The sequence below is a fragment of the Glaciimonas sp. GG7 genome (assembly GCF_052976905.1).
Genome location: NZ_JBRIIQ010000027.1, coordinates 18436 through 41247, shown reverse-complemented (window position 1 = coordinate 41247; position 22812 = coordinate 18436). Strand labels below are relative to the sequence as shown.

26 protein-coding genes and 1 tRNA gene are annotated in these 22812 nt (G+C 51.4%); 24 read left to right on the top strand and 3 right to left on the bottom strand.

Going from position 1 to position 22812, the window contains the following annotated elements; translation table 11 throughout:
- The first annotated feature begins 1 nt into the window (after position 1).
- The 18 genes from ACVBEF_RS08980 (at position 2) to ACVBEF_RS08895 (ending at position 16112) form a co-directional block, all read left to right on the top strand.
- Positions 2–439: an HIT family protein gene (locus ACVBEF_RS08980; RefSeq protein WP_447123594.1), complete on the top strand. Its 438-nt coding sequence runs from the start codon at positions 2–4 to the stop codon at positions 437–439.
- Positions 440–484: 45 nt separating this feature from the next.
- A complete protein-coding gene (locus ACVBEF_RS08975; protein ID WP_447123593.1) occupies positions 485–916 on the top strand; it encodes a gamma-butyrobetaine hydroxylase-like domain-containing protein in 432 nt (143 codons plus the stop codon).
- A 22-nt stretch (positions 917–938) separates the two neighbouring features.
- Positions 939–1493, top strand: coding sequence for a phosphonate degradation HD-domain oxygenase (locus tag ACVBEF_RS08970; RefSeq protein WP_447123592.1), 555 nt, complete (start codon positions 939–941; stop codon positions 1491–1493).
- A gap of 83 nt (positions 1494–1576) precedes the next feature.
- Complete coding sequence (gene ubiE, locus ACVBEF_RS08965; RefSeq protein ID WP_447123591.1) at positions 1577–2311, top strand: bifunctional demethylmenaquinone methyltransferase/2-methoxy-6-polyprenyl-1,4-benzoquinol methylase UbiE; 735 nt, start codon at positions 1577–1579, stop codon at positions 2309–2311.
- A 19-nt stretch (positions 2312–2330) separates the two neighbouring features.
- Positions 2331–3263: a Tim44 domain-containing protein gene (locus ACVBEF_RS08960; protein ID WP_447123590.1), complete on the top strand. Its 933-nt coding sequence runs from the start codon at positions 2331–2333 to the stop codon at positions 3261–3263.
- Positions 3264–3376: 113 nt separating this feature from the next.
- Positions 3377–3976 carry a ubiquinone biosynthesis accessory factor UbiJ gene (locus ACVBEF_RS08955; protein ID WP_447123589.1) on the top strand — a complete coding sequence of 200 codons (600 nt, stop codon included), beginning with the start codon at positions 3377–3379 and terminating at the stop codon, positions 3974–3976.
- Between the two features lie 18 nt (positions 3977–3994).
- Complete coding sequence (gene ubiB, locus ACVBEF_RS08950; protein WP_447123588.1) at positions 3995–5575, top strand: ubiquinone biosynthesis regulatory protein kinase UbiB; 1581 nt, start codon at positions 3995–3997, stop codon at positions 5573–5575.
- Positions 5576–5581: 6 nt separating this feature from the next.
- Positions 5582–6199 (top strand): methyltransferase, encoded by a 618-nt coding sequence (locus ACVBEF_RS08945; RefSeq protein ID WP_447123587.1) that lies wholly within the window; start codon positions 5582–5584, stop codon positions 6197–6199.
- An 87-nt stretch (positions 6200–6286) separates the two neighbouring features.
- On the top strand, positions 6287–7372 hold the full coding sequence (locus ACVBEF_RS08940) for an ABC transporter ATP-binding protein (RefSeq protein ID WP_447123586.1): 1086 nt from the start codon (positions 6287–6289) through the stop codon (positions 7370–7372).
- A complete protein-coding gene (locus tag ACVBEF_RS08935) occupies positions 7365–8270 on the top strand; it encodes an ABC transporter permease (protein WP_447123585.1) in 906 nt (301 codons plus the stop codon). Before ACVBEF_RS08940 ends, ACVBEF_RS08935 begins: the two co-directional genes overlap by 8 nt.
- Complete coding sequence (locus ACVBEF_RS08930; protein WP_447123584.1) at positions 8171–9079, top strand: ABC transporter permease; 909 nt, start codon at positions 8171–8173, stop codon at positions 9077–9079. The genes ACVBEF_RS08935 and ACVBEF_RS08930 overlap by 100 nt, the downstream gene beginning before the upstream one ends.
- A 20-nt stretch (positions 9080–9099) precedes the next feature.
- Positions 9100–10167 (top strand): ABC transporter substrate-binding protein, encoded by a 1068-nt coding sequence (locus tag ACVBEF_RS08925; protein WP_447123583.1) that lies wholly within the window; start codon positions 9100–9102, stop codon positions 10165–10167.
- Between the two features lie 148 nt (positions 10168–10315).
- Positions 10316–10699, top strand: coding sequence for an FmdB family zinc ribbon protein (locus ACVBEF_RS08920; protein ID WP_447123582.1), 384 nt, complete (start codon positions 10316–10318; stop codon positions 10697–10699).
- 70 nt (positions 10700–10769) lie between these two features.
- Positions 10770–11405, top strand: coding sequence for a DUF502 domain-containing protein (locus ACVBEF_RS08915; RefSeq protein ID WP_447123581.1), 636 nt, complete (start codon positions 10770–10772; stop codon positions 11403–11405).
- Positions 11406–11502: 97 nt separating this feature from the next.
- Positions 11503–13308 (top strand): aspartate--tRNA ligase, encoded by a 1806-nt coding sequence (aspS, locus tag ACVBEF_RS08910; RefSeq protein ID WP_447123580.1) that lies wholly within the window; start codon positions 11503–11505, stop codon positions 13306–13308.
- 227 nt (positions 13309–13535) lie between these two features.
- Positions 13536–14021 carry a dihydroneopterin triphosphate diphosphatase gene (gene nudB, locus ACVBEF_RS08905; RefSeq protein WP_447123579.1) on the top strand — a complete coding sequence of 162 codons (486 nt, stop codon included), beginning with the start codon at positions 13536–13538 and terminating at the stop codon, positions 14019–14021.
- Between the two features lie 21 nt (positions 14022–14042).
- Complete coding sequence (locus ACVBEF_RS08900) at positions 14043–14861, top strand: endonuclease/exonuclease/phosphatase family protein (RefSeq protein WP_447123578.1); 819 nt, start codon at positions 14043–14045, stop codon at positions 14859–14861.
- A gap of 87 nt (positions 14862–14948) precedes the next feature.
- Positions 14949–16112 carry a phospholipase D-like domain-containing protein gene (locus tag ACVBEF_RS08895; RefSeq protein WP_447123577.1) on the top strand — a complete coding sequence of 388 codons (1164 nt, stop codon included), beginning with the start codon at positions 14949–14951 and terminating at the stop codon, positions 16110–16112.
- Positions 16113–16170: 58 nt separating this feature from the next.
- Here ACVBEF_RS08895 and ACVBEF_RS08890 read toward each other — a convergent pair whose 3' ends face one another.
- From ACVBEF_RS08890 to mscL, 3 genes are all read right to left on the bottom strand, one after another.
- Positions 16171–16920, bottom strand: coding sequence for an anti-sigma factor (locus tag ACVBEF_RS08890; protein WP_447123576.1), 750 nt, complete (start codon positions 16918–16920; stop codon positions 16171–16173).
- On the bottom strand, positions 16920–17504 hold the full coding sequence (locus ACVBEF_RS08885) for an RNA polymerase sigma factor (RefSeq protein ID WP_447123575.1): 585 nt from the start codon (positions 17502–17504) through the stop codon (positions 16920–16922). The genes ACVBEF_RS08890 and ACVBEF_RS08885 overlap by 1 nt, the downstream gene beginning before the upstream one ends.
- Before the next feature lie 269 nt (positions 17505–17773).
- The gene (mscL, locus tag ACVBEF_RS08880) at positions 17774–18193 is read right to left on the bottom strand and encodes a large conductance mechanosensitive channel protein MscL (protein ID WP_447123574.1); all 420 of its coding nucleotides are present in this window, start codon (positions 18191–18193) and stop codon (positions 17774–17776) included.
- Between the two features lie 275 nt (positions 18194–18468).
- Here mscL and petA point away from each other — a divergent pair, with 275 nt between their 5' ends.
- The 6 genes from petA (at position 18469) to ACVBEF_RS08850 (ending at position 22779) form a co-directional block, all read left to right on the top strand.
- Positions 18469–19089 carry a ubiquinol-cytochrome c reductase iron-sulfur subunit gene (gene petA, locus ACVBEF_RS08875; protein ID WP_447123573.1) on the top strand — a complete coding sequence of 207 codons (621 nt, stop codon included), beginning with the start codon at positions 18469–18471 and terminating at the stop codon, positions 19087–19089.
- On the top strand, positions 19089–20495 hold the full coding sequence (locus ACVBEF_RS08870; RefSeq protein WP_447123600.1) for a cytochrome b: 1407 nt from the start codon (positions 19089–19091) through the stop codon (positions 20493–20495). The genes petA and ACVBEF_RS08870 overlap by 1 nt, the downstream gene beginning before the upstream one ends.
- A gap of 19 nt (positions 20496–20514) precedes the next feature.
- On the top strand, positions 20515–21279 hold the full coding sequence (locus tag ACVBEF_RS08865) for a cytochrome c1 (RefSeq protein ID WP_447123572.1): 765 nt from the start codon (positions 20515–20517) through the stop codon (positions 21277–21279).
- A gap of 88 nt (positions 21280–21367) precedes the next feature.
- Positions 21368–21979 carry a glutathione S-transferase N-terminal domain-containing protein gene (locus ACVBEF_RS08860; protein WP_447123571.1) on the top strand — a complete coding sequence of 204 codons (612 nt, stop codon included), beginning with the start codon at positions 21368–21370 and terminating at the stop codon, positions 21977–21979.
- A gap of 189 nt (positions 21980–22168) precedes the next feature.
- A complete protein-coding gene (locus ACVBEF_RS08855; protein WP_447123599.1) occupies positions 22169–22678 on the top strand; it encodes a ClpXP protease specificity-enhancing factor in 510 nt (169 codons plus the stop codon).
- Between the two features lie 25 nt (positions 22679–22703).
- Positions 22704–22779, top strand: a tRNA-Thr gene (locus ACVBEF_RS08850).
- Positions 22780–22812: the final 33 nt, after the last annotated feature.

Genomic DNA, 22812 nt, shown 5'->3' with positions numbered 1-22812 from the left:
GATGAGCGCCAACGCCGCGTCGTGTGAGTTGTGCGTCGGTGACGGTGGAGAAGTTCTCCACCGCACCGAAAAATATCGAATAGTGTTAGTCGATGACGCCAGATACCCCGGTTTTTGCCGGGTTATCTGGCACGCACATGTCAAGGAAATGACCGATTTAACTGCCGAAGATCGCGATGTGTTCATGCAGGCAGTGTGGCAAGTTGAACAGACCCTGCGCACCGTCATGCAGCCGGAGAAAATCAATCTGGCCTGTTTTGGCAATATGACGCCGCATCTGCATTGGCACGTTATTCCACGTTATCTGGATGACGATCATTTTCCTCAGCCAGTGTGGGGCAGCGTGCAACAGGTTGCTTCGGACGCGGCGTTGGCTGCGCGGCAGGCGTTGTTACCTGCGTTGTTATCAGCATTGGGCGTCGCTCTTTCGGCCCCTTAAGCTTCTTTGAATGCCTCAAGAAATCACCTTACCTACGGATAAATCATGCTTGGCTCTAAACAATCTGTCCCCGGCCCGATGCCGGTATCGTTCACTGCGCATCAGAAGTCTGGCGTGCTGGAAGTCGTATTTGACGATGATGCCAGTTTTTCGCTGCCATTCGAGCTCATGCGCGTGTATTCGCCTTCCGCCGAAGTGCAAGGACACAGCGCCGGTCAGGAAACCTTGCAAACCGGCAAACGCAATGTCACCCTGGCCGCGCTTGACCCTGTCGGGAACTACGCTGTTAAGCCAACCTTTTCCGATGGTCATGAAAGCGGAATTTTTACCTGGAGCTATCTGTATAAGTTAGGTAGCGAACAAGATGCGCTATGGGAAGACTATTTACGTCGTCTGGATGACGCAGGCCTCGGACGTGAGGCGGGGCGAGATTTATCCATGACTGCCAAGACCGCTGGCGGTCACGGTTGCGGCTAACGTTGTATCGGGGCACAAACCAATGCTATCCATATCAGAAATATGCGCGCTGTTTGATAGCGGTGGAGACGCCATGTATTCCGGCGAACCAGTCTCTCAGCGCGAGCATGCTTTGCAGACCGCAACACTGGCAGAGCAGGCAGGCGCGGCACCGGAGTTGATCTGCGCCGCGTTACTCCATGACCTAGGGCATTTGCTCAATCCGCAAGGCGAAACACCGTCAGAGCGCGGGATTGACGATACGCATCAATATTTTGCCATCCCGTATTTACGGGGCTTGTTTAGTCCGGCAGTGCTGGAGCCGATTCGGATGCATGTGGATGCCAAGCGTTATTTGTGTGCGACCGATACCGCCTATTTCGACAAATTGTCGCCCGATTCTAAACGTAGTCTTGCCTTGCAAGGCGGTGTGTTTTCCGCTGATGCTGCGGCGGTATTCATTGCCCGGCCTTATGCGGCTGATGCAGTCCGTTTGCGGTTGTGGGATGACCTCGCTAAAGACGCGGAAATGGTGACACCGGGATTGCCTTATTTTGCGGCAGTGATGGCGGATTGTGCGATAGCAGGCACCTATTAAAGTAATGTTTTTCTATTTTTGTGTGATAACAAGATCAAGATTCGGGCTTGTATAATGCGGCCTGCTCTAACAAGGTTGATACCATGACCAACACTACCCATTTCGGTTACAAAACTGTCTCTGAAGACGATAAAGTCCACAAAGTCGCCGAGGTTTTTCACTCGGTCGCCGCTAAATACGACGTCATGAACGATCTGATGTCGGCTGGCATGCACCGCCTCTGGAAAGCCTTCACAGTTGCACAGGCGGCGATCCGGCCCGGCTTTAAAGTGCTTGATATTGCTGGCGGCACGGGCGATCTGGCGAAGGCCTTTGCCAAACGCGCTGGTCCGACGGGCCAGGTTTGGCTCACTGATATTAATGAGTCGATGCTGCGGGTCGGGCGCGACCGCGTTTTCAATGCCGGTCTGTCTACCCCCACGTTGTTGTGCGATGCTGAAAAATTACCGTTTCCCGATAATTATTTTGATCGGGTCTCAGTCGCTTTCGGTTTGCGCAATATGACGCACAAGGATGTGGCACTATCAGAAATGCGCCGGGTTCTCAAGCCGGGGGGCAAATTGCTGGTGCTGGAATTTTCCAAAGTCTGCGAGCAACTTAAGAAGCCCTATGACGTGTATTCCTTTTCAGTATTGCCGTGGTTGGGCAAAAAAATTGCCAACGATGCGGAGAGTTATCGTTATCTGGCGGAATCAATCCGCATGCATCCGGATCAGGAAACCCTGAAACAGATGATGCAAGACGCCGGACTTGCGCGCGTGCAGTACTTTAATTTAACCGCTGGTGTGGCTGCATTGCATACCGGGATCAAGCTGTAGAACCCTGCCTGGAGGCGGTATGAAAAAAATATTTGTCGTACTGATGTTGGTCCTGAGTGCTTTTTCGTTGACGCTGTCGAATGCAGACGCCCGACGTTTGGGCGGCGGCGGCTCGTTCGGTAAGCAGTCGTCCGGGATTTCACGCTCGGTCCCGAGTAGCCCGATGCAGCAAAGTCCGAATGCCAGTCAGGCCCGTCCAGCCGCTCCCGCTGCCGCGCCTGGCATGACGCCTAAACCGGCTAGTCCGTGGAAAGGCATACTTGGCGGTGCTTTATTAGGGTTAGGTCTGGGCGCGTTGATGTCGCATTTTGGCCTTGGCGGCGCTGCCGGATCATTTTTGATGATGGCTTTGTTGGCGTTTGTGGTGATTTTTGTGGTGCGCATGGTCATGCGTAAGAGCAGCGCTGCTGCACCCGCAGGCCCTTATTCAGACACCTATTCGCGTAACGACATCAACGATAGCGCGGCCAGTAACAATGGCGGATATACGCCAGAGATCGGCTCTCGCATTGAACCGCCGCGTCCTGCTGTATTCCAAAATCAAGCTACGCCGGTGCACTCTGCCGCGCCGTGGGGCATTCCGGCGGATTTCGATGTGCCGGGTTTTGTGCGTAGCGCCAAGACGTATTTCATTCGCCTGCAAGCGGCGTGGGACAAGGCCGATATCAACGATATTCGCGAGTTCACCACGCCGGAAATGTATGCCGAATTAAGAATGCAAATACAGGAGCGTGGCGCTTCTGCCAACAATACCGACGTCGTGCAGCTTGACGGCGAGTTGATGGGCATTGAAACGGTGGGTAATGATCATCTTGCCAGCGTTAAATTCAGTGGCCTGATTAAAGAAGCCCCGGACGCCTCTGCGGAGCCGTTTACTGAGGTGTGGAATTTGTCTAAGCCAGTAGACGGCCACGGTGGTTGGATTTTGGCAGGGATTCAGCAAGTAAATTAATCGGACCATTGCATCATCAGTTCTGAACCGCTCTGCTAAACTTGGACCGCCCGTGAATTTTCACGGGCGGTTTTGTTTTGTGACCTATTGTGACCCAGTGTGACCTATACGCCATGATCCCTCCATTAAATTTCACCCCCATCACTGCAGCGGTCAATCATCTGCTCGCCCAAGAGCCGTGGGCTACGCGCAAGCTGGCCGCGCACGCTGGCAAGATCGCTTGTATCGATGGCGGCGCACTGGCCCTCAAATGGCAAATCACGGATGACGGCTTGTTGCAGTTGCCGCCAGCCGAAGTCGCGCCGAATGTCACGATACGACTGAAGTTGTCCGATCTGCTGTTGATGGCGCAGAATCCTGAACGGGCATTTTCCTACGTCACCATTGAGGGCGATGCCGATCTGGCGAATGCGATTTCGCAAGTCGGCCTTGGTCTGCGCTGGGATGCCGAACACGATTTGAGTAAGTTGATCGGCGATATTGCCGCAGTGCGGGTGGTCGCCGGAGCTAAGGCAACCGTGTTGGCCCTGCAAAGCACGCAAAAAAAACTGGCAGAAAATCTGGCCGAATATTTTCTCGACGAGCAGCCGCTGCTGGTCCGCCCGCATGCCGTTACCGAATTTACCGAGGCGGTCACGACCTTACGCGATGATCTGGAGCGCTTGATCAAGCGTGTAGAGCGCATCGAACGTACGCATAATGCAAAAACTTAAGTTGAAAGTCAGACATCAATGTTTCTAAAATTCATACGGATTCTCAAAATTGTACGGGTCGCGACACGGTACGGTTTAGACGATATTGCGATGTCGGCGCTAAACACCCCGCGCATTTCAAAGTGCGTCAATTCGCTACTATTTTGGCGCGATCTGTCTGCGCCCCGTGGCGAACGCTTACGCAAGGCGTTGGAAGAACTGGGGCCGATTTTCGTTAAATTCGGTCAGGTGCTCTCGACCCGTCGCGATTTGTTGCCGGGCGATATGGTCGATGCTTTAGCCAGTTTGCAAGACCGGGTCCCGCCGTTCAGCTCCGACCTCGCGATTGCGCAAATTGTGCAATCCCTGAAAGCGCATCCCGATCAACTGTTCGCCAGTTTCGAGCGCGAGCCGGTGGCGTCGGCATCGATTGCCCAAGTCCATTTTGCGACGCTCAAAGATGGGCGCGAAGTGGCGGTCAAGGTGCTGCGTCCGGGTATGAAAAAATCCATCGATGAAGATGTGGCGTTGATGCATTTAGCCGCTGATTTGCTGGAAAAATTATGGTCCGAAGGCAAGCGTTTGAAGGCGCGCGAAGTCGTCGGCGAGTTCGATAAATACTTGCACGACGAACTCGATCTGATGCGCGAGGCCGCCAACGGCAGCCAGCTACGTCGCAATTTTGCCGATTCTGACTTGCTGATGGTGCCGGAGATGTTCTGGGATTATTGCTCGTCATCGGTGATCGTGATGGAGCGCATGCACGGCATTCCCATTTCGCAGTTAGCGCGTTTGGAAGCGGCTGGCGTGGATATGAAAAAGCTCTCCAGCGATGGGGTTGAGATTTTCTTTACCCAGGTATTTCGGGATGGCTTCTTTCACGCCGATATGCATCCGGGAAACATTTTGGTGTCGGTAGCTCCCGCCACGTTTGGTCGTTATATCGCGCTCGATTTCGGTATCGTCGGCACACTGAATGACTTTGATAAAGACTACCTGTCGCAAAATTTCCTGGCATTTTTTCGGCGCGATTACAAACGCGTGGCCGAAGCGCATATTGAGTCGGGCTGGGCACCTAAAGAAACCCGTGTCGATGAACTTGAGTCAGCCGTACGTGCTTGTTGCGAGCCGATTTTCGACAGGCCTCTGAAAGATATTTCGTTCGGCCAGGTCTTGCTCCGACTGTTCCAGACTTCGCGCCGTTTCAATATTGAAGTCCAGCCGCAGCTGGTATTACTGCAAAAGACTTTGCTTAACGTTGAGGGCCTTGGGCGACAGTTGGACCCGGAGCTCGATTTGTGGAAAACCGCCAAGCCGTATCTGGAGCGCTGGATGAGCGAGCAAGTCGGCTGGCGCGGCTTGGTCCAGCATCTGAAAATCGAAGCGCCGCGTTACAGCCAATTGCTGCCGCAGTTGCCGCGCTTGATCCATAAAGTGTTGTCGCAAGCGGCGGATGGTCCGCAAAATTTCCAAAACGAACTGATGTTGCGCTCGCTTGCGGAGCAAAAAAGAACCAATCATTTACTCGGCGTGGTGGTGTATTTTGGCGGCGGATTGATGGGCGGAATATTACTGACGCTGATTTTCCAGCGTTGGGGGTTTTTGTTCTTTGCTGGCTAATCTCCGATGACCATACCAAAATCACAATCGACTCCGTCGTTCACATCGCGCGACCCGTCCACGCCAGACTTTTGGAGCGAGCGTTTTACGCAGGCTTTCATGCCCTGGGATAAGGGCGGCGTACCTTTGGCGTTGCAGGACTACATCCAACGCAGCACCCCAGCGGTGACGTTGATTCCAGGATGCGGCGTCGGCTACGAGGTGGCTTATCTGGCCAATGCCGGTTGGGATGTGACCGCGATTGATTTCTCTGCCGCAGCGGTTGGCGCAGCGCAGGCGGTACTGGGGCCTTGGGGCGCTCACGTAGAGCAGGCTGATTTCTTTGCGTTTGCGCCGACTAAGCCGCTCGGCTTGATCTATGAAAGGGCGTTTTTGTGTGCGTTGCCGCCAGCAATGCGCCCTGCGGTTGTGCAGCGCTGGGCCGCATTATTGCCGCCGGGAGCGATGTTGGCGGGTTTTTTCTTTTTTGATACGCAACCCAAAGGTCCGCCGTTCGGTATTGATCGGGTTGAGCTGGAACAATTATTGCTGCCGTATTTTGCATTGCAAGAAGATCAGCCGGTGACCGATTCTATTCCGGTCTTCGACGGTAAAGAGCGTTGGCAAGTTTGGCGTCGTCTTTGAGCAAGCCGTGGTTTTTTCTCTCAATCCACGCTGTAAATAAGATCATTTTTGCTACAATCGGCGCTTTGCTTTCCGGGTCAAAAAGACATGGCTTTGCTCGAAATTCGTAACGTTAGCCGCCGATTTGGCGACTTTACTGCCGTTGATAATATGTGTTTGTCGATAGAGGCAGGTGAATTCTTTACCTTGCTCGGCCCATCGGGCTGCGGCAAAACCACGCTGCTGCGCATGATCGCCGGGTTCGATTTGCCGGATGCCGGGCAAATCATGCTCGATGGTGTCGATTTGGTGGGCCGCCCACCCGAGCAGCGTCCGGTGTGCACCGTCTTTCAAAACTACGCCTTGTTTCCACATATGACGGTGAGCGCGAATATCGCTTTTCCGCTCAAGATGGCGAAAATGCCCCCTTCAGACATCAAACAAAAAGTCATAGCAGCGCTGGAAGACGTGCGTTTGAGCGGTTTTGGTGCACGTTATCCGCACGAGTTGTCCGGCGGTCAGCGTCAGCGGGTAGCGGTTGCGCGTGCGTTGGTGTCGCGTCCCAAATTGTTATTACTCGATGAGCCGCTCTCGGCGATGGATGCCAAATTGCGCGAGCAAATGCAGATTGAACTGATCAATCTGCAAAAAGAGGTCGGCATTACTTTCGTCTACGTGACCCACGATCAGACCGAGGCGCTGGCCTTGTCGCATCGGATTGCGGTGTTGAATCACGGGCGGGTCGAGCAATTGGATGAACCGTCGCGGATTTATAGTTATCCGAAAACACGTTTTGTCGCTGATTTTATCGGGACCTGTAATTTGTTTGATGGCGCGATTGCTGAGATCAATGGCACAACGATGCAACTCACGGTGTCGGGCTTGGGGCCGGTCACCGCCGTGCTACCGTCGGATGCGCGGGCCTGTCGCAAGGGAACATTGGCGCTTCGCCCGGAGCAAATCAAGATTAGCGCTGCCATCAGCGCGCATAACGCAGAAAATCATTTCAAGGGCTATATCAAAGAATTTTTGTATCTGGGCGACGTCACGGTGTATGTCGTACAAACCGAAGCCGGGGCCACGATACAAGCATTGCTGGCCAATTCGACGGTCGGCCGTGCCAAATTTTTTGAAGTCGGCGATACCGTTGATGTGGCATGGGACTTTGGCGCGGGGCATTTTTTGTATGAATAAGCCGGAGAGCCCATCCGCATCCTCGCGCAACCGCTTGGCGCGTTGGTTAATCAGTGGCCCGCCGCTGGTGTATTTGCTGGTCTTCTTTGCGATCCCTAGTTTGATTATGGTGTTTGCATCGTTTCGCTATGCAGGCGATTACGGTGGTTTGGCACCGATCTTCGATGAGGTCGGTAAGCTCGATCTGACCATTGAGAACTACACCCGCTTTTTTTCCGATTTTATCTATACGGCGATCTTTTTGAAGTCGCTGATGTACGCATCGATCACGACTTTTTTCTGTCTGATCATGGCCTATCCGTTGGCGGTGCTGATTGCGCGTAGCGCTAAAAAACATCGGGATTTGCTGATTTTGTTGGTCATCCTGCCGTTCTGGAGCAATTTTTTGATCCGAGTGTATGCGTGGATGATTATTCTGGGGCCGCAATCGGGTTTGACGCGTGCGCTTAATGCGGTGCTGGGTGTGTTTGGCGTGCAGCCGGTGACGTTGTTGTTCACGGCGTTTTCAGTGATCGTTGGCTTGGTCTACGTGCATTTGCCGTTCATGGTGCTGCCGCTCTACGCCAATCTTGAAAAGCATGATCCGGCCTTGCTGGACGCGGCGCAGGATTTGGGAGCGTCGGCCTGGCAGCGGTTTTGGCGGATTACTTTTCCGCTGTCGTTGCCGGGTGTTTATGCTGGTGCGGCGCTGGTGTTTATTCCCGCGTTGGGGATCTTTGCGGTGTCGGACATCCTGGGCGGCACTGGCGGGATGATGATCGGTAACGTCATCAAACAGCAATTTTTGGAAACCCGCGATTGGCCTTTTGGCAGCGTGTTGTCGATTGTGTTGACGGTTGCGGCGCTGGCGGTGGCGGGCTTGGCCGTATTGGTTTCCCGACCACGGCGCGAAGGGTAAAGGGTGAATCCAGGATGATTGATTTCAAGCGGATAAATAAGCGTACCTACGCGCTATGGACCGTTGCGGTGGCGGTCTACGCCTTTTTGTACTTGCCGCTCATTATTGTGATGGTGTACTCGTTTAACGATTCGACCCTGAACGCGGAGTGGGTAGGCTTTACGTTGGACTGGTATCGCAAACTGTTGCATCACGATGAGATGTTAAGCGCGGCGGGTAATTCGTTATTGATCGCCTTGATCGCCAGTGCTGTGGCGACGGTGCTGGGTACGATGGCCGGTTTTGCGATGCATCGTTACAAGCTCAAACTATTGCCGTTGCTGGTGTTGACGCCGATTGCGATCCCCGAAATTCTGATTGGCGTGTCGTTGCTGATTTTCTTTGTCATGCTCAATATCACCTTGGGTCTGGTGTCGATTACGTTGGCGCATATTGCGTTTTGCATCGGGTTTGTCGCCATTGTGGTGCGCTCGCGCTTGTCGGGCATGGATGAAAGTTTGACCGAAGCGGCGCGCGATTGCGGTGCCACGCCGCTGCAGGCTTTTCGTCTGGTGACGTTGCCGTTGATCATGCCGGGTGTGTTGGCTGGCGCGTTGATGGCGTTTACTTTGTCGATTGATGATTTTGTGATTACTTTCTTTACCGCTGGTGCGAATGCGTCAACCTTGCCGTTGCAAATTTATTCCATGATCAAGATTGCTGTCACGCCGGAAGTCAATGCGGTCTCCACCTTATTGATGGGGCTGACATTGTTTTTGATTATTGTTGCTTCGAAGCTGGCCCCGAGTGCGCTGCGTTCGTCTTCTTAATTCTATTCTCAAGGATCGCTATGAAAAACATGTTTGCCAGCGTTGCGTTTCTGCTTGCCGGTGTCGTTGGTACGTCTCAAGCCGCCGATGAATTGCATTTGTATAACTGGAACAACTACATTGCCGCGGAAACCGTGCAGCGCTTTGAAGCCTCATGCAAGTGCAAAGTGGTCCAGACTTACTACGGCGACAATGAAGAAATGTTAGCCAAACTAGCCGCCGGTGCCAAAGGCTACGACATCATTGTGCCGACCGGCAACGCGCTGGACGCCTTGATCAAGCAAAAGGCATTGAAGCCGCTGGACAAGGCGCAATTGCCGAATCTGAAGAGTGTGAATCCGGCGTATATGAATACCGATTTCGATAAGGGGAATCAATATTCGGTGCCGTATGCCTACACCATCACGCTGCTGGGTTATAACGAGCAAAAAGTCAAAGAACTGGGGATTCCGGTCGATAGTTGGGCGACCATTTTTGACCCGGCGATTCTGGCTAAAATCAAAGGCCGGGTCACGGTCCTCGATTCGGCCAATGAGTTGATGGCCGCCGCGTTGAAATATCGCGGCTATTCGGCCAACGATACCGACGAGAAACACTGGGAAGAGGCTAAAAATGTGATTTTGCGCGCCAAACCGTATTGGGCTGCGTTTAATGGCACGAGCTACATTAAGGAGTTGACCGTTGGCAATGTGTGGGTGGTACATGGTTATTCGAGCGACATCTTCCAGGCCGATGTTGATGCGCAAAAAGCCAATCGCACATTTCATATTCGCGCAGCGTTGCCAAAAGAGGGGGCGGTATTGGCGCTCGATAGCATGGTGATACATAAAGATGCGCCGCGCCCGGATCTGGCGCTGAAGTTTATTAACTTTATGCTTGATGGCAAAAATGCCGCTGAACTGACTAATTTGATCGGCACCGGTAACCCGAATGCGGATGCGGCCCAATACATCAAGCCGGAAATTGCGCACAACACAGCGATTTTCCCGGCAAAGGAAACCGTGACTAAACTGGAAATGTTAAAAGATCTCACCGGAAAACAACGCCGCGCATTGAACCGTATATGGACCGAGATCCGGGCGCGTTGAGGCGGGTTTAAGGGGTGTGTCGGATGGCTGCCTTTGATGGCTGTCCCGGATTTGCTCTTCCCATTGCCAAGGTCAGAATCGCGGCGGGGTAACTTCCGAAAAAACCTCTATAATTCAGGGTTTTACACGCTTTTTGCGGAAGTTCACCATGCCAATTTATGCCTATCGCTGCGACGAGTGCGGTTTTGCTAAGGATGTCTTGCAAAAGATGTCCGACGCGCAGTTGACCGTCTGCCCGACCTGCCAAAAAGAGTCCTTTAAGAAACAAGTGACCGCCGCCGGTTTTCAGCTCAAGGGCACGGGTTGGTACGTGACTGACTTCCGTGGCGGTGCCGCTACTGGTGGGGCATCGAAAGGCGCAAGTGACGAGGGATCTTCGTCGGCATCGGCATCAACATCAACGACCGAGAGTGCTGCGGCAACTCCGGCGGCCAGCGTAGCGCCAGCTAGTGGAGCGAGTGCACCTGCCGCCCCGAGCACAACGACCGCCAGCGCTACGCCGAGTAAAGCATCTACACCGGCAGCAACCTGACAGTATTTTGCGCCAACCACCTTGGTACTTTGTCCTGGGCGCAGCTGCAACGCTCACATAAAAGAGAGTCATGCGTAAATATTTCATTACCGGCCTACTAGTCTTAGTTCCTCTTGCGATTACGCTATGGGTGCTCAACCTGATAATTGGGACGATGGATCAGTCGCTGTTGTTTCTGCCGATGGAATGGCGGCCCAAGGCGTTAATTGGATTCAATATCCCAGGCCTCGGTACGATTTTGACGTTGTTGATCATTTTTTTGACCGGCCTGGCAACGCATAACTTTATCGGTCGCCAGGTTGTTGCCGTGTGGGAAGCTGTGTTGACGCGTATCCCGGTTGTCAATTCTATTTATTCCAGCGTCAAGCAAGTCTCGGATACCTTATTTTCTTCGTCCGGGAATGCCTTTCGTAAGGCTTTGCTGGTCGAGTATCCCCGCAAGGGATCGTGGACGATTGCATTTTTGACCGGTATTCCCGGCGGCGATGTCAAAAATCATTTGGTGGGCGATTACGTCAGCATTTATATTCCGACGACGCCAAACCCGACCTCCGGATTTTTTCTGATGGTGCCGCGTGCCGATACGGTTGAACTCAACATGAGCGTTGATGAAGCCTTGAAATACATCATATCGATGGGCGTTGTTTCCCCGCCTGAGCATCTGGATAAAAAACGGATTGCCGAACCTGATCAGACGACGCGGTAGTGCATTAGTCACCTACGTCGGTTTTATCACTTATAGCATCTCAGTAACATTACCTCAGTAACCTTACATCTACACCTGAACTTTGGAAGACTTGAATATGTCCATGCGAACCCATTATTGCGGCCTCACCACTGAGGCACTTCTTGATCAGACCGTTAGCCTGTGCGGCTGGGTGCATCGTCGTCGTGACCACGGCGGCGTGATTTTTATCGACCTGCGCGACCGTGAAGGTCTGGTGCAAGTGGTCTGCAATCCTGAAGAAGCTGATGTCTTCAAAAATGCGGAAGTCGTGCGCAATGAATTTTGTCTGCGCATCACTGGCGTGGTGCGTCACCGCCCGGACGGCACGGTCAACAGTAATTTGAAATCCGGCAAGATCGAAGTGGTGGCGCAGACGCTGGAAGTGCTTAACCCTTCTGTTACGCCGCCGTTCCAGTTGGATGACGATAATCTGTCGGAAACAACCCGCTTGACGCATCGCGTACTGGACTTGCGCCGTCCGCAAATGCAAAACAATCTGCGCCTGCGTTACAAGGTGACGATGGAAGTGCGTAAGTTTCTGGACGCGAATGGTTTCATCGATATCGAAACGCCGATGCTGACCAAATCGACACCAGAAGGCGCGCGCGATTATCTGGTCCCTTCACGCGTCAATGCAGGACATTTCTTTGCGTTGCCACAGTCGCCGCAATTGTTTAAACAGTTGCTGATGGTGGCTAACTTCGACCGTTATTATCAAATCACAAAATGCTTCCGCGATGAAGATTTGCGTGCCGATCGTCAGCCTGAATTTACCCAGATCGACTGCGAAACATCGTTCATGTCGGAGCAAGAAATCCGCGACATGTTTGAAGGCATGATGCGTCTGATATTCAAGAATGCACTCGATATTGATTTGCCGAATCCGTTCCCGGTCATGCCGTTTTCTGAGGCGATGGCGTTGTACGGTTCGGACAAGCCGGATATGCGCGTCAAGCTGCAATTCACGGACCTGACCGACGTCATGAAAGACGTTGATTTCAAGGTCTTCTCGGGCGCGGCGAATATGGAAAACGGTCGCGTGGTCGGTTTGCGCGTGCCTGGCGGCGCTGCGATGCCACGCTCGGAAATTGATGCGTATACCCAGTTCGTCGCCATTTATGGTGCACGTGGTCTGGCGTATATCAAGATTAATGAAAAAGCCAAAGGCCGTGATGGCTTGCAATCGCCGATTGTAAAAAATCTGCACGATGCAGCATTGGCGCAAATTTTGGAGCAAACCGGTGCAGAAGATGGCGATCTGATTTTCTTTGGTGCCGATAAGGCCAAAGTAGTCAACGATGCCATCGGCGCATTGCGTGTAAAAATCGGGCATAGCGAGTTTGGTAAAAAAGTCGGTTTGTTCGACGATGTATGGCGTCCGCTTTGGGTGGTTGATTTTCCGATGTTTGAATACGATGAAGAGGGTGACCGTTGGAGTGCTTGCCATCATCCGTTCACCGCACCAAAAGACGGGCATGAAGACTATCTGGAAACCGATCCGGGCAAGTGCATCGCAAAAGCCTATGACATGGTCTTGAATGGTTGGGAGCTGGGCGGCGGATCAATCCGTATTCATCGCGCTGAAGTGCAGAGCAAGGTGTTCCGTGCGCTGAAGATCGATGCTGAAGAAGCGCAACTGAAATTCGGTTTCTTGCTCGATGCGTTGCAATACGGCGCGCCGCCGCACGGTGGTCTGGCGTTCGGCCTCGATCGTATCGTCACGATGATGACTGGTGCTGAATCGATTCGTGATGTGATTGCCTTCCCTAAAACGCAACGTGCGCAATGTTTGTTGACGCAAGCGCCGTCGGTGGTGGAGGAAAAGCAGTTAAAAGAGCTGCATATTCGTCTGCGTGCACCGGAGGTTAAAGTCGTATCGTAATTCGTACAATAAATGCAGCTTGTTTATTGTGCGTCGGACATAGAAAAAGCGCGGAAAGCCGCGCTTTTTCTATGGGTGTGAGAAATCGGTTTATAGTTGGACCTTGTTAACTTAATTGTTAATGTAGTTGTGTTTCTTGCGCAATATTGCATCCTGATACAGAGAACCTCTCACGTTACTTCTGACTATCCCGTCAATAAATCAGCATCATTTAATTAGTCCTGCGCATGTATAAAATCCCCGAATCCGTTCTTGTTGTTATCCATACTCTTGATTTGCAGGTGCTAATGATTGCGCGTGCTGACAATGCCGATTTTTGGCAATCCGTCACCGGCTCCAAAGATTTTTCTGATGAACCGCTGATACAGACTGCGATGCGGGAAGTGGCCGAAGAAACCGGCATCATTGTCGCCTCTGGTGACGTGTGCGAGGCAGGGCAGGTGCCGTTGTCGCATCTGCGTGACTGGCGACTCTCGAACGTGTATGAAATCTATCCGACCTGGCGTCATCGTTATGCGCCCGGCGTGACTAAAAATACTGAGCATGTATTTAGTTTGCAGGTGCCTGCCGATATTGGCGTCACTCTGGCCCCGCGTGAGCATGTCGACTTTCGCTGGTTGCCGCACAGAGCGGCTGCTGATTTATGTTTTTCTCCATCCAATGCCGAGGCGATATTGCAATTGCCGCATTATTTGCGTGATGTAATAAGGTAAGTATTTCTTAATCCAGAAGCCATGAAAATACGCATTGCGACCTATAACATTCATAAAGGCGTCTCCTCTTTCGGTAGTCGCCCGCGCGTGCATGCGTTAAAGCAAGCGTTGGGATTGATGGAAGCAGATATTTTTTTTCTACAAGAGGTGCAAGGGCGGCATGATTTGATGGCAGCCCGACATGAGGCGCATTGGCCGGAGCAGTCGCAGCAAGATTTTCTGGCGGGTGACTCACATCATGCGGCTTACGGCATGAATGCCGTGTATGACCATGGGCATCATGGGAATGCCTTGTTAAGTCGGTTTCCGATTGCATCGCAGACCAATCAGGATGTATCCGATCACGCGTATGAGGCACGCGGTATTTTGCATTGCGTGTTGCAAACGCCAACAGTCGATGTCCATTGCTATGTAGTGCATCTGGGTTTGTTTGGGGGGGGGCGTCGGCGGCAAACGGCAGCACTGATTGAGGCGGTCCGTAGCTCTTCACCCTCAGACGCGCCGCTCATTATTGCCGGCGATTTTAACGACTGGGGAAATCGCCTGAGTGAATTAATGCGCGAGCGTCTGGGTGTGGCTGAAATTTTTGATGAACATATTGCGTCGCGTGGGCTTGGTTACTATTTGCGTAAACTGATGGGGCGCGAGCAGAGCGGTAAAGTGCGCGCTAGCGCGAGTATCAAACCGGCGCGTACGTTTCCTGCTGCGCTACCATTTTTACGGCTGGATCGGATTTATCTGCGTGGCTTTAGCGTGGAGTCCGCCCAGGTGTTGCACGGTCCGGCGTGGGCCAAGTTGTCGGATCATGCCCCGATTGTGGCAACATTGCAGTTGAAATAATATTGCATCGGCATTTTCAATGCGAACCAATGCGAACCCTTCATTCTGAATCGATTTTCCCATGACGATCCGTCTTCTATATCGCCAATGCGCGCGGTAAATTTTAGCGCCAATAACCATATCGACCTTTTGCAAAGCGGCGCAGAATTCTTTCCTGCGTTGCTAGCTGCAATTGATGCGGCGCGTGACGAAATCTATCTGGAAACCTATATTTTTGCCGCCGATGAGACCGGCGTGCGGGTAAGGGATGCGTTGAAAAACGCTGCGAAAAGAGGGGTTGCCGTCAGGGTGGTGACGGATTGGCTGGGTACCGGTGGGACGCATTGTACGATGCTAAAAACTGCATTTCTGCATACGACGATAGTGCATCGCGTCTTTAATCCCTGGTTTCGCAAGGGTGTCGTGCGCACGCATCGTAAGTTATGTGTCGTCGATAGCCAAATCGCCTTCGTTGGCGGTATTAACATTAATGACGATATGTTTACTGATGACGTGCAGCATTTACTATTACCCGCGCCGCGCTGGGATTTTGCGGTACGCATCACCGGGCCGTTAGTTCCTGTCGTGCATGCTGAGCTGGAGGCGCAGTGGATGCGCTTGGGTGGGCTGAAATTACGGGCGCGATGGGATGAGTTCAAACGCACACGCACCAGTGTGATTGCCGCAACCCGCGGGGCTGCATTGGCTGGCTTAGTGATTCGCGACAATCTGCGTAATCGTCGGACGATTCAACGCGCTTACATGCAAGCCTTAGGCCATGCGCGTGAAAGTGCTCTGCTGGCCAATCCGTATTTTGCGCCGGGCCGCAAACTGCGTCAGGCGCTAGTTTCTGCTGCGCAGCGTGGCGTGAAGGTGACGTTGTTATTGGGGGTTGGGCATTATCGTTTGCAGGACGCTGTCACGCATTCTTATTATCCTAAGCTTCTCAAGGCTGGGGTCCGTATCGTTGAATATCGCAAGACTGCGCTGCACGCCAAAGTGGGGGTGGTGGATGCAGAATGGGCCACCGTGGGATCGAGTAATTACGACGGTTTGAGCTTATTGGTGAATCAGGAAGCGAATGTCGTGGTCTTCGATGCGCAATTCGCACAAGCGCTGCGACAGAAAATCGAAATGGGCATCGCCGATGGCGTAGAGGTCCAGGCGGCGGATTTCGGTTACATTACATGGCCTCGGCGTCTTTGGTATGGAACGGCTTTTGTGTTCTATCGATTGGGCATGCGGATTATTACGATGGGTAATCATCATTAAATTATTAAAAAAAGCGACGCACCTTTCGATGCGTCGCTGTAATACTTTGCTAATTAACCTAAATCTGAACCCACGCACCTTTAAATACGACAGGCCCGGTAGGTCCATGCGGATCAGGTGAGCCGCCTTTTGGCTCAAGCGTGACGGCCAGTAAAGGTATCGATTGCGGTGTCGCGTTGGCGGGTAACGGGAGTGTCACGCTACCATTCGCAGCAACCAGACCGAGCGAGCGCGGCGGACCTTCTCCTGATTTCGGCACGGCCCACAATTCCAGGCTTTTATCGTCCGCGACCAATTGCGGTGAGATAACTTTCACGACCATTGCGCCATTTTGTGCTGCCGTGACGACGGCAATCGGGGTTGCTTTATCGTCGCTTAACATCGCGATGTAGGCGGTGGCAGCCGCAGTGGCGGTGACTGGCGCAACAGGGATCGGTGTCAACTGTTTAGTCAGCAACAGCGATACTAAAATCAACGCCGCCGTAGTGGAAACCATACCCAATCCACGCCAGAAACTGAGATCGTCACGTAGCGACAACCAGAAATTCGCTTTGCGCTTACGCGCCGCAATGAGCTGCAAGTCAAGGCGTTTTTCGATGGCTAGCCAGACTTTATTCGGTGGTTTGACTGCCGGGGCGAGCTGCGCCATCGGGTGCAAACGATCCTGCCATTCGGCCACCGTCAGGCGCAGTGCGGCACTGTCCTCCAGATGCCGCTCGAAGCGACGGCGAGCACCGCCACGCAAGGTGCCAAGCACATACTCTGCTGCTAATTTATCTGTTAATGCCTGGTTTTGAAGAATATTCATTAAATGTGCTCCAGCTTCCCGAGACAAGTCCGTAATCGCTCCAATCCGCGTCGGATCCACGTTTTGATGGTGCCGATGGGGAGCTTCATTTGATCTGCAACTTCACTATGCGATAAATCATGATAAAAAGACAATGCTATTGCTTGGCGATGTAAGCCCTCTAGACGCGCCAGACAGGTCGCGAGGGCCTGTGAGTCGGCACTCAATTGCAGCGCTTCTAACGGCGTCGGATCGGTGCTTTCCATCGCGGTGAGGACATCTTTGTCGAACGTCTCTGCATCAATTTCAACGTCATGGTCAGTTCGACGCAACATATCGAAGGCTTTGTTGCGCACGATGGTCGTCATCCATGTCATTGGTGCGGCCAGACTGGCTTGATAGCTGTCGGCGTTGTTCCAGATATTGATGAAACTTTCCTGCAAAACTTCTTCGGCCACTTCGCGCTTGACTAATATACGCAGCGCGAAGCCAAACAGTTTCGATGATGTTGCGTCATACAGGGAACGAAAGGCGCTGGCATCCTTGTGGGCAACGGCGGCAAGCCAGATTTTCAGTTGTGCCGGTTGTAGATCAGGGGAAGACAATTGGATTTCCTTCGCATGATATTGGGTGATTCAGCATTTGCTATATCCGGATACACCTGACGGTCAGGGTAGTCCGTCAAGAGCAATCAGAGTGTTTGCGCAGGTGTTAATGCGGGTGTTGTTGAGGCGTGGTGTGGCACAGGTTAGCGCATGCTTGTCGGTGGAGCAACTTGTTACTGTTTATTATGTCTTTTCTTTATGCCTCTTTATGTAGATAGAAATAAAAAAGCCCGTTAATTAACGGGCTTTGAAAGTATTGAAAAAGTGTTTTAACTGTTAAGTTTATTATTTTTTAGAGAATCACGAATTTCACGCAGCAAGATAGTACTTTCCGGATCTGCAGCTGCCGGTGTTGCTGTTCTGACTTTATTGACCAGGCGCACCATCTGGAAAATGATAAATGCCAGAATGAGAAAGTTGAGCAAGATGGTGATGAAATTTCCGTATGCTAATACTGCACCGGCTTTTTTTGCCTCAACCAGAGTCAGTGACATCGCCTGTCCATTTAATGGAAGGTAGTGATTCGAAAAATCAAGGCCGCCAAAAATTCTGCCGACGATCGGCATGATGATGTCTTGCACAAGAGAGTCAACAATTTTGCCGAACGCGGCACCGATAATGACGCCGACGGCCAGATCAATGACGTTACCTTTGACCGCAAAAGCCTTAAATTCGTCGAGCATGCTCATAGTGGGTTTCTCCAAAGTTCGGTGTAATAAAAGTGCATTTTATATCGGACATTGATCACTATGCGAACTGCTGTGTTGCTTTTCGTCATCTAAGTATTGATATGTGCCTGAGTTAACGCATGGATTGTGCCCATTTCTAGACGATTTGGATAAAAATCTCCGTAAATTTGACAGTCATAGTATCTATTTCCTTTAAAACACCGTTCAGCTTCGATATAATCTAGGGTTGCTAGAAGTTTCACACAGGTTTCGTATTTTGACTGATTGGGGTTGGTATGAGTAACGAAAAGCCGGTCGATTCAGGTCGCCGTGGTTTGCTTGTCGCTACATGTGCGGCGGGTGGCGTAGCTGGATTGGCTACAGCGGGGGCCTTTGTGTCTACCTTCCAGCCGTCCGAGCGGGCCAAAGCTGCAGGTGCGCCAGTAGAAGTAGATATTTCCAGCATTCAACCTGGCGAGATGAAGGTTTTTGAGTGGCGCGGTAAGCCAGTCTGGATCATGAAACGCACGCCGGAGCAAATGAAGGGGCTCGAGCATACCGCTGCTGAAGTCGCCGATCCGGAGTCGCTTAAGCCGTACACAATGGATCTCCCTGACTATTGTAAAAATAAAGCGAATAATCGCGGTCACGTCGGTCACGAGGCAACCTTGGTGCTAGTCGGAATTTGTCCGCATTTGGGTTGTTCGCCATCGTCGAAATTTACGCCTGGTGCGCAAACTTCGTTGCCTGACGACTGGGAAGGCGGCTTTTTATGCCCCTGCCATGGCTCAACTTTTGATCTGGCCGGTCGCGTATTTAAGAATAAGCCTGCACCAAACAATCTCGATGTTCCGCGTCATATGTATTTGTCGGATACCAAGATACTGATTGGTAAAGACGAGAAAGGTGAGGCTTAATCATGGCATTCCACGAAAAGAAGCTGCCGGCCAACGCGCCGATTGCAGACAAGGCCCTCAATTGGGTTGATGCGCGTTTCCCGCTGACTTCCACCTGGAAGGCACATCTTTCTGAATATTACGCACCAAAGAATTTTAACTTTTGGTACGCGTTTGGCTCTCTGGCACTGTTAGTGCTGGTGATTCAGATTGTGACCGGCATTTTTCTGGTGATGCATTACAAACCAGACGCAACGCTGGCATTTGCTTCGGTTGAATACATCATGCGCGATGTGCCTTGGGGCTGGCTGGTGCGATACATGCACTCGACCGGTGCATCGGCATTCTTCATCGTCGTTTATTTGCATATGGTGCGCGGCCTGTTATACGGCTCTTACCGTAAGCCGCGTGAGTTGGTCTGGCTGTTTGGTGTCGGTATTTTCTTGTGTCTGATGGGTGAAGCGTTCATGGGCTATTTGTTGCCATGGGGCCAAATGTCTTATTGGGGCGCGCAAGTTATCGTCAACCTGTTTGGCGCGATTCCTTTCATCGGTCCTGATTTGTCGCTATGGATTCGTGGCGATTACGTTGTCTCTGATGCAACCTTGAACCGCTTCTTCTCGTTCCACGTTATTGCTATTCCGTTGGTATTGATCGGCCTTGTTGTCGCGCACATCATTGCGTTGCATGAAGTTGGCTCGAACAATCCTGATGGTGTGGAAATCAAAGATACCGTGGATGCAAATGGCATTCCGTTGGATGGCATTCCTTTCCATCCATACTATTCGGTGCACGATATCATGGCGGTTGCCGTGTTCCTGATCGTGTTCAGTACTGTTGTGTTTTTCGGTCCTGAAATGGGTGGTTATTTCCTCGAATACAACAACTTTGTTCCAGCTGACTCACTCAAAACACCTCCGCACATCGCCCCGGTCTGGTACTTCACTCCGTACTATTCGATTCTGCGTGCGGTGACTTCGGACTTCGTTATCTATCTGCAAGCTGGTGTTGCTGCTTTTGTAGCGTTGCTGTGGTTGAAATCTAATCTGGCTTCTCTTGTCAAAGTCATTGCCACAGTCGTTGGTCTGGTAATTATCGGTGCGATGTTTATTTTCGATGCGAAGTTCTTTGGCGTGGTGATGATGGGCGTTTCAGTGGTTATCCTGGCTGGTTTGCCTTGGTTGGATCACTCTAAAGTCAAGTCGATACGTTATCGTCCAAGTTGGCATAAATATGTCTATATCCTGTTTGGGATTACTTTCGTAATTCTCGGATATCTGGGCGTACAACCGCCGTCAGCTATTGGTGCTGTCGTATCGAAAGTGTGTACTTTCATTTACTTTGGCTTCTTCTTGTTGATGCCATGGTGGAGCGCAATGGGGACCTTTAAACAAGTGCCCGATCGCGTTACTTATCATCCGCACTAAGCCGCACAGAGGACATAAAATGAAATTGCTAAAAAGTTTGATTGCGACTCTTGTGCTACTACCGGCGTTGGCTTTTTCCGCTGAAGGTGGTTATCCGCTCGATAAAGCACCGGATCGCACCAAGGATATGTCGGCCTTGCAAAGTGGTGCCAAGCTGTTTGTGAATTACTGTTTGAATTGCCACTCGGCATCCTCGATGCGTTATAACCGCCTTCGCGATATTGGTCTTACTGAAGATCAAATCAAAACCAACTTGCTATTTACCAGCGATAAGGTGGGCGATTTGATGCATGTTGCGATGACGCATAAGGATGGTAAAGAATGGTTTGGCGTCGCACCGCCAGATCTGAGCGTCATTGCACGTGCCAAAGCATCTGAGGCTGGTTCCGGTCCCGATTGGCTCTATACCTATTTGCGTACTTTCTACAAGGACGATACCCGTCCAACTGGCTGGAACAATATGGTATTCCCGAACGTTGCGATGCCCCATGTGTTATGGGAACTCGAAGGTGTTCGTACTGCCAAGTTCGTCGACGTGAAAGATCCGGAGGAAGAAGATCGGATCGAACATAAATTTTCTAAGTTTGAGCAACTCACACCAGGAAAAATGACGCCTTTGGAGTACGATACCGCCGTCGCAAATCTGGTGTCCTACCTTGAGTGGATGGGAGAACCATCACAAAATACCCGTAAGCGTTTGGGTGTGTGGGTTCTGTTATTCCTCGGGCTATTCTTCGTTCTGGCATGGCGCTTGAATGCGTCGTACTGGAAAGAGGTGAAATAATATTCATCATGCCCGCGTTTTTGCGGGTATGCGTTTTAGGGGAGGGGCGTATAGCGTCTCACTCCTTTGTTTTTAAGGAACTATAAAAATGATGGTTCTCTATTCAGGTACAACCTGCCCATTTTCGCAACGCTGCCGTCTCGTCTTATTCGAGAAAGGCATGGACTTTGAAATTCGCGATGTTGATCTGTTCAACAAGCCCGAAGATATTTCAACCATGAATCCTTACGGCCAGGTGCCGATTCTGGTTGAGCGTGATTTGATTTTGTATGAATCCAACATCATCAATGAGTATATTGATGAGCGCTTCCCGCATCCGCAACTGATGCCGGCAGATCCGTTGATGCGTGCCCGCGCCCGTTTGATGCTATTCAATTTTGAGAAAGAATTGTTTGTTCACGTTCACGTCCTGGAAAATGAAAAAACCAAGGGCGCAGATAAGAGTCATCAAGTTGCACGTGGAGAAATTCGTGATCGCCTGACGACGCTTGCACCTTTGTTCTTGAAGAATAAATACATGTTGGGTGACGAATTTTCGATGCTTGACGTGGCGATTGCACCGTTATTATGGCGCTTGGATCACTATGGTATCGAATTGTCGAAGACGGCCGCGCCTCTGATGAAATATGCTGAGCGTATTTTCTCGCGCCCAGCCTATATTGAAGCATTGACACCATCCGAAAAGGTCATGCGTCGTTGATCGTAAGAAGTAATCAACAGTCAAATCGTGCAGTTGCTAAGCTAGTGCTCTGGCAGTTGCACGATGTAGTTCTGGATGGTTTTGTCAACTGTTTCAACACAATTCCAGTATCCTGGTCTTGCAAGTCGTTATGTGGCTTCATGCCCATACCAAACCTCAATTCATATTTGTATTTTCTTCGTATTGATGATGTCTGAAACCTCTACTAAACCCTACTTGTTACGTGCCATTTACGAATGGTGTACCGATAACGGCTTCACGCCTCATATTGCTGCTCAGGTTGATGCAAGTACCCAAGTGCCGCAACAGTTTGTTAAGAATGGCGAGATCGTCCTCAACATTAGTTTTGAAGCGACGAGCGGCCTGAAAATGGATAACGATTCTGTGACTTTTAGTGCGCGGTTTGGCGGAGTCTCTCGGGAAATTTTTGTACCCGTAGACAATGTTATCGCGATTTACGCACGTGAAAATGGCCAGGGTATGGCGTTCGAGATGACGAAGAAAACGGAAGCCAAAGGACCGGAGGCTGAAGAAAAAAATCCATCTCCTAAGAGTCCTCCGATGGTGATCGTACCGACACTTACCTCAGTACCATCTACAGGTACATATTCTGGAAATAATGCAGGCGAAACCGATCCAGAAAAAGATCCGGAACCACCAAAAAAAGGCGTAAGACCTACCCTAACCAGAATTAAGTAATGTATAATTCGGTTCTTGCAGTTTTGCTGACTTAGCTCATCTGGTAGAGCACCTGACTTGTAATCAGGGGGTGGCGGGTTCAAGTCCTGCAGTCAGCACCAATATTTACAATGCCTCCCGTGGACTCCACAGGA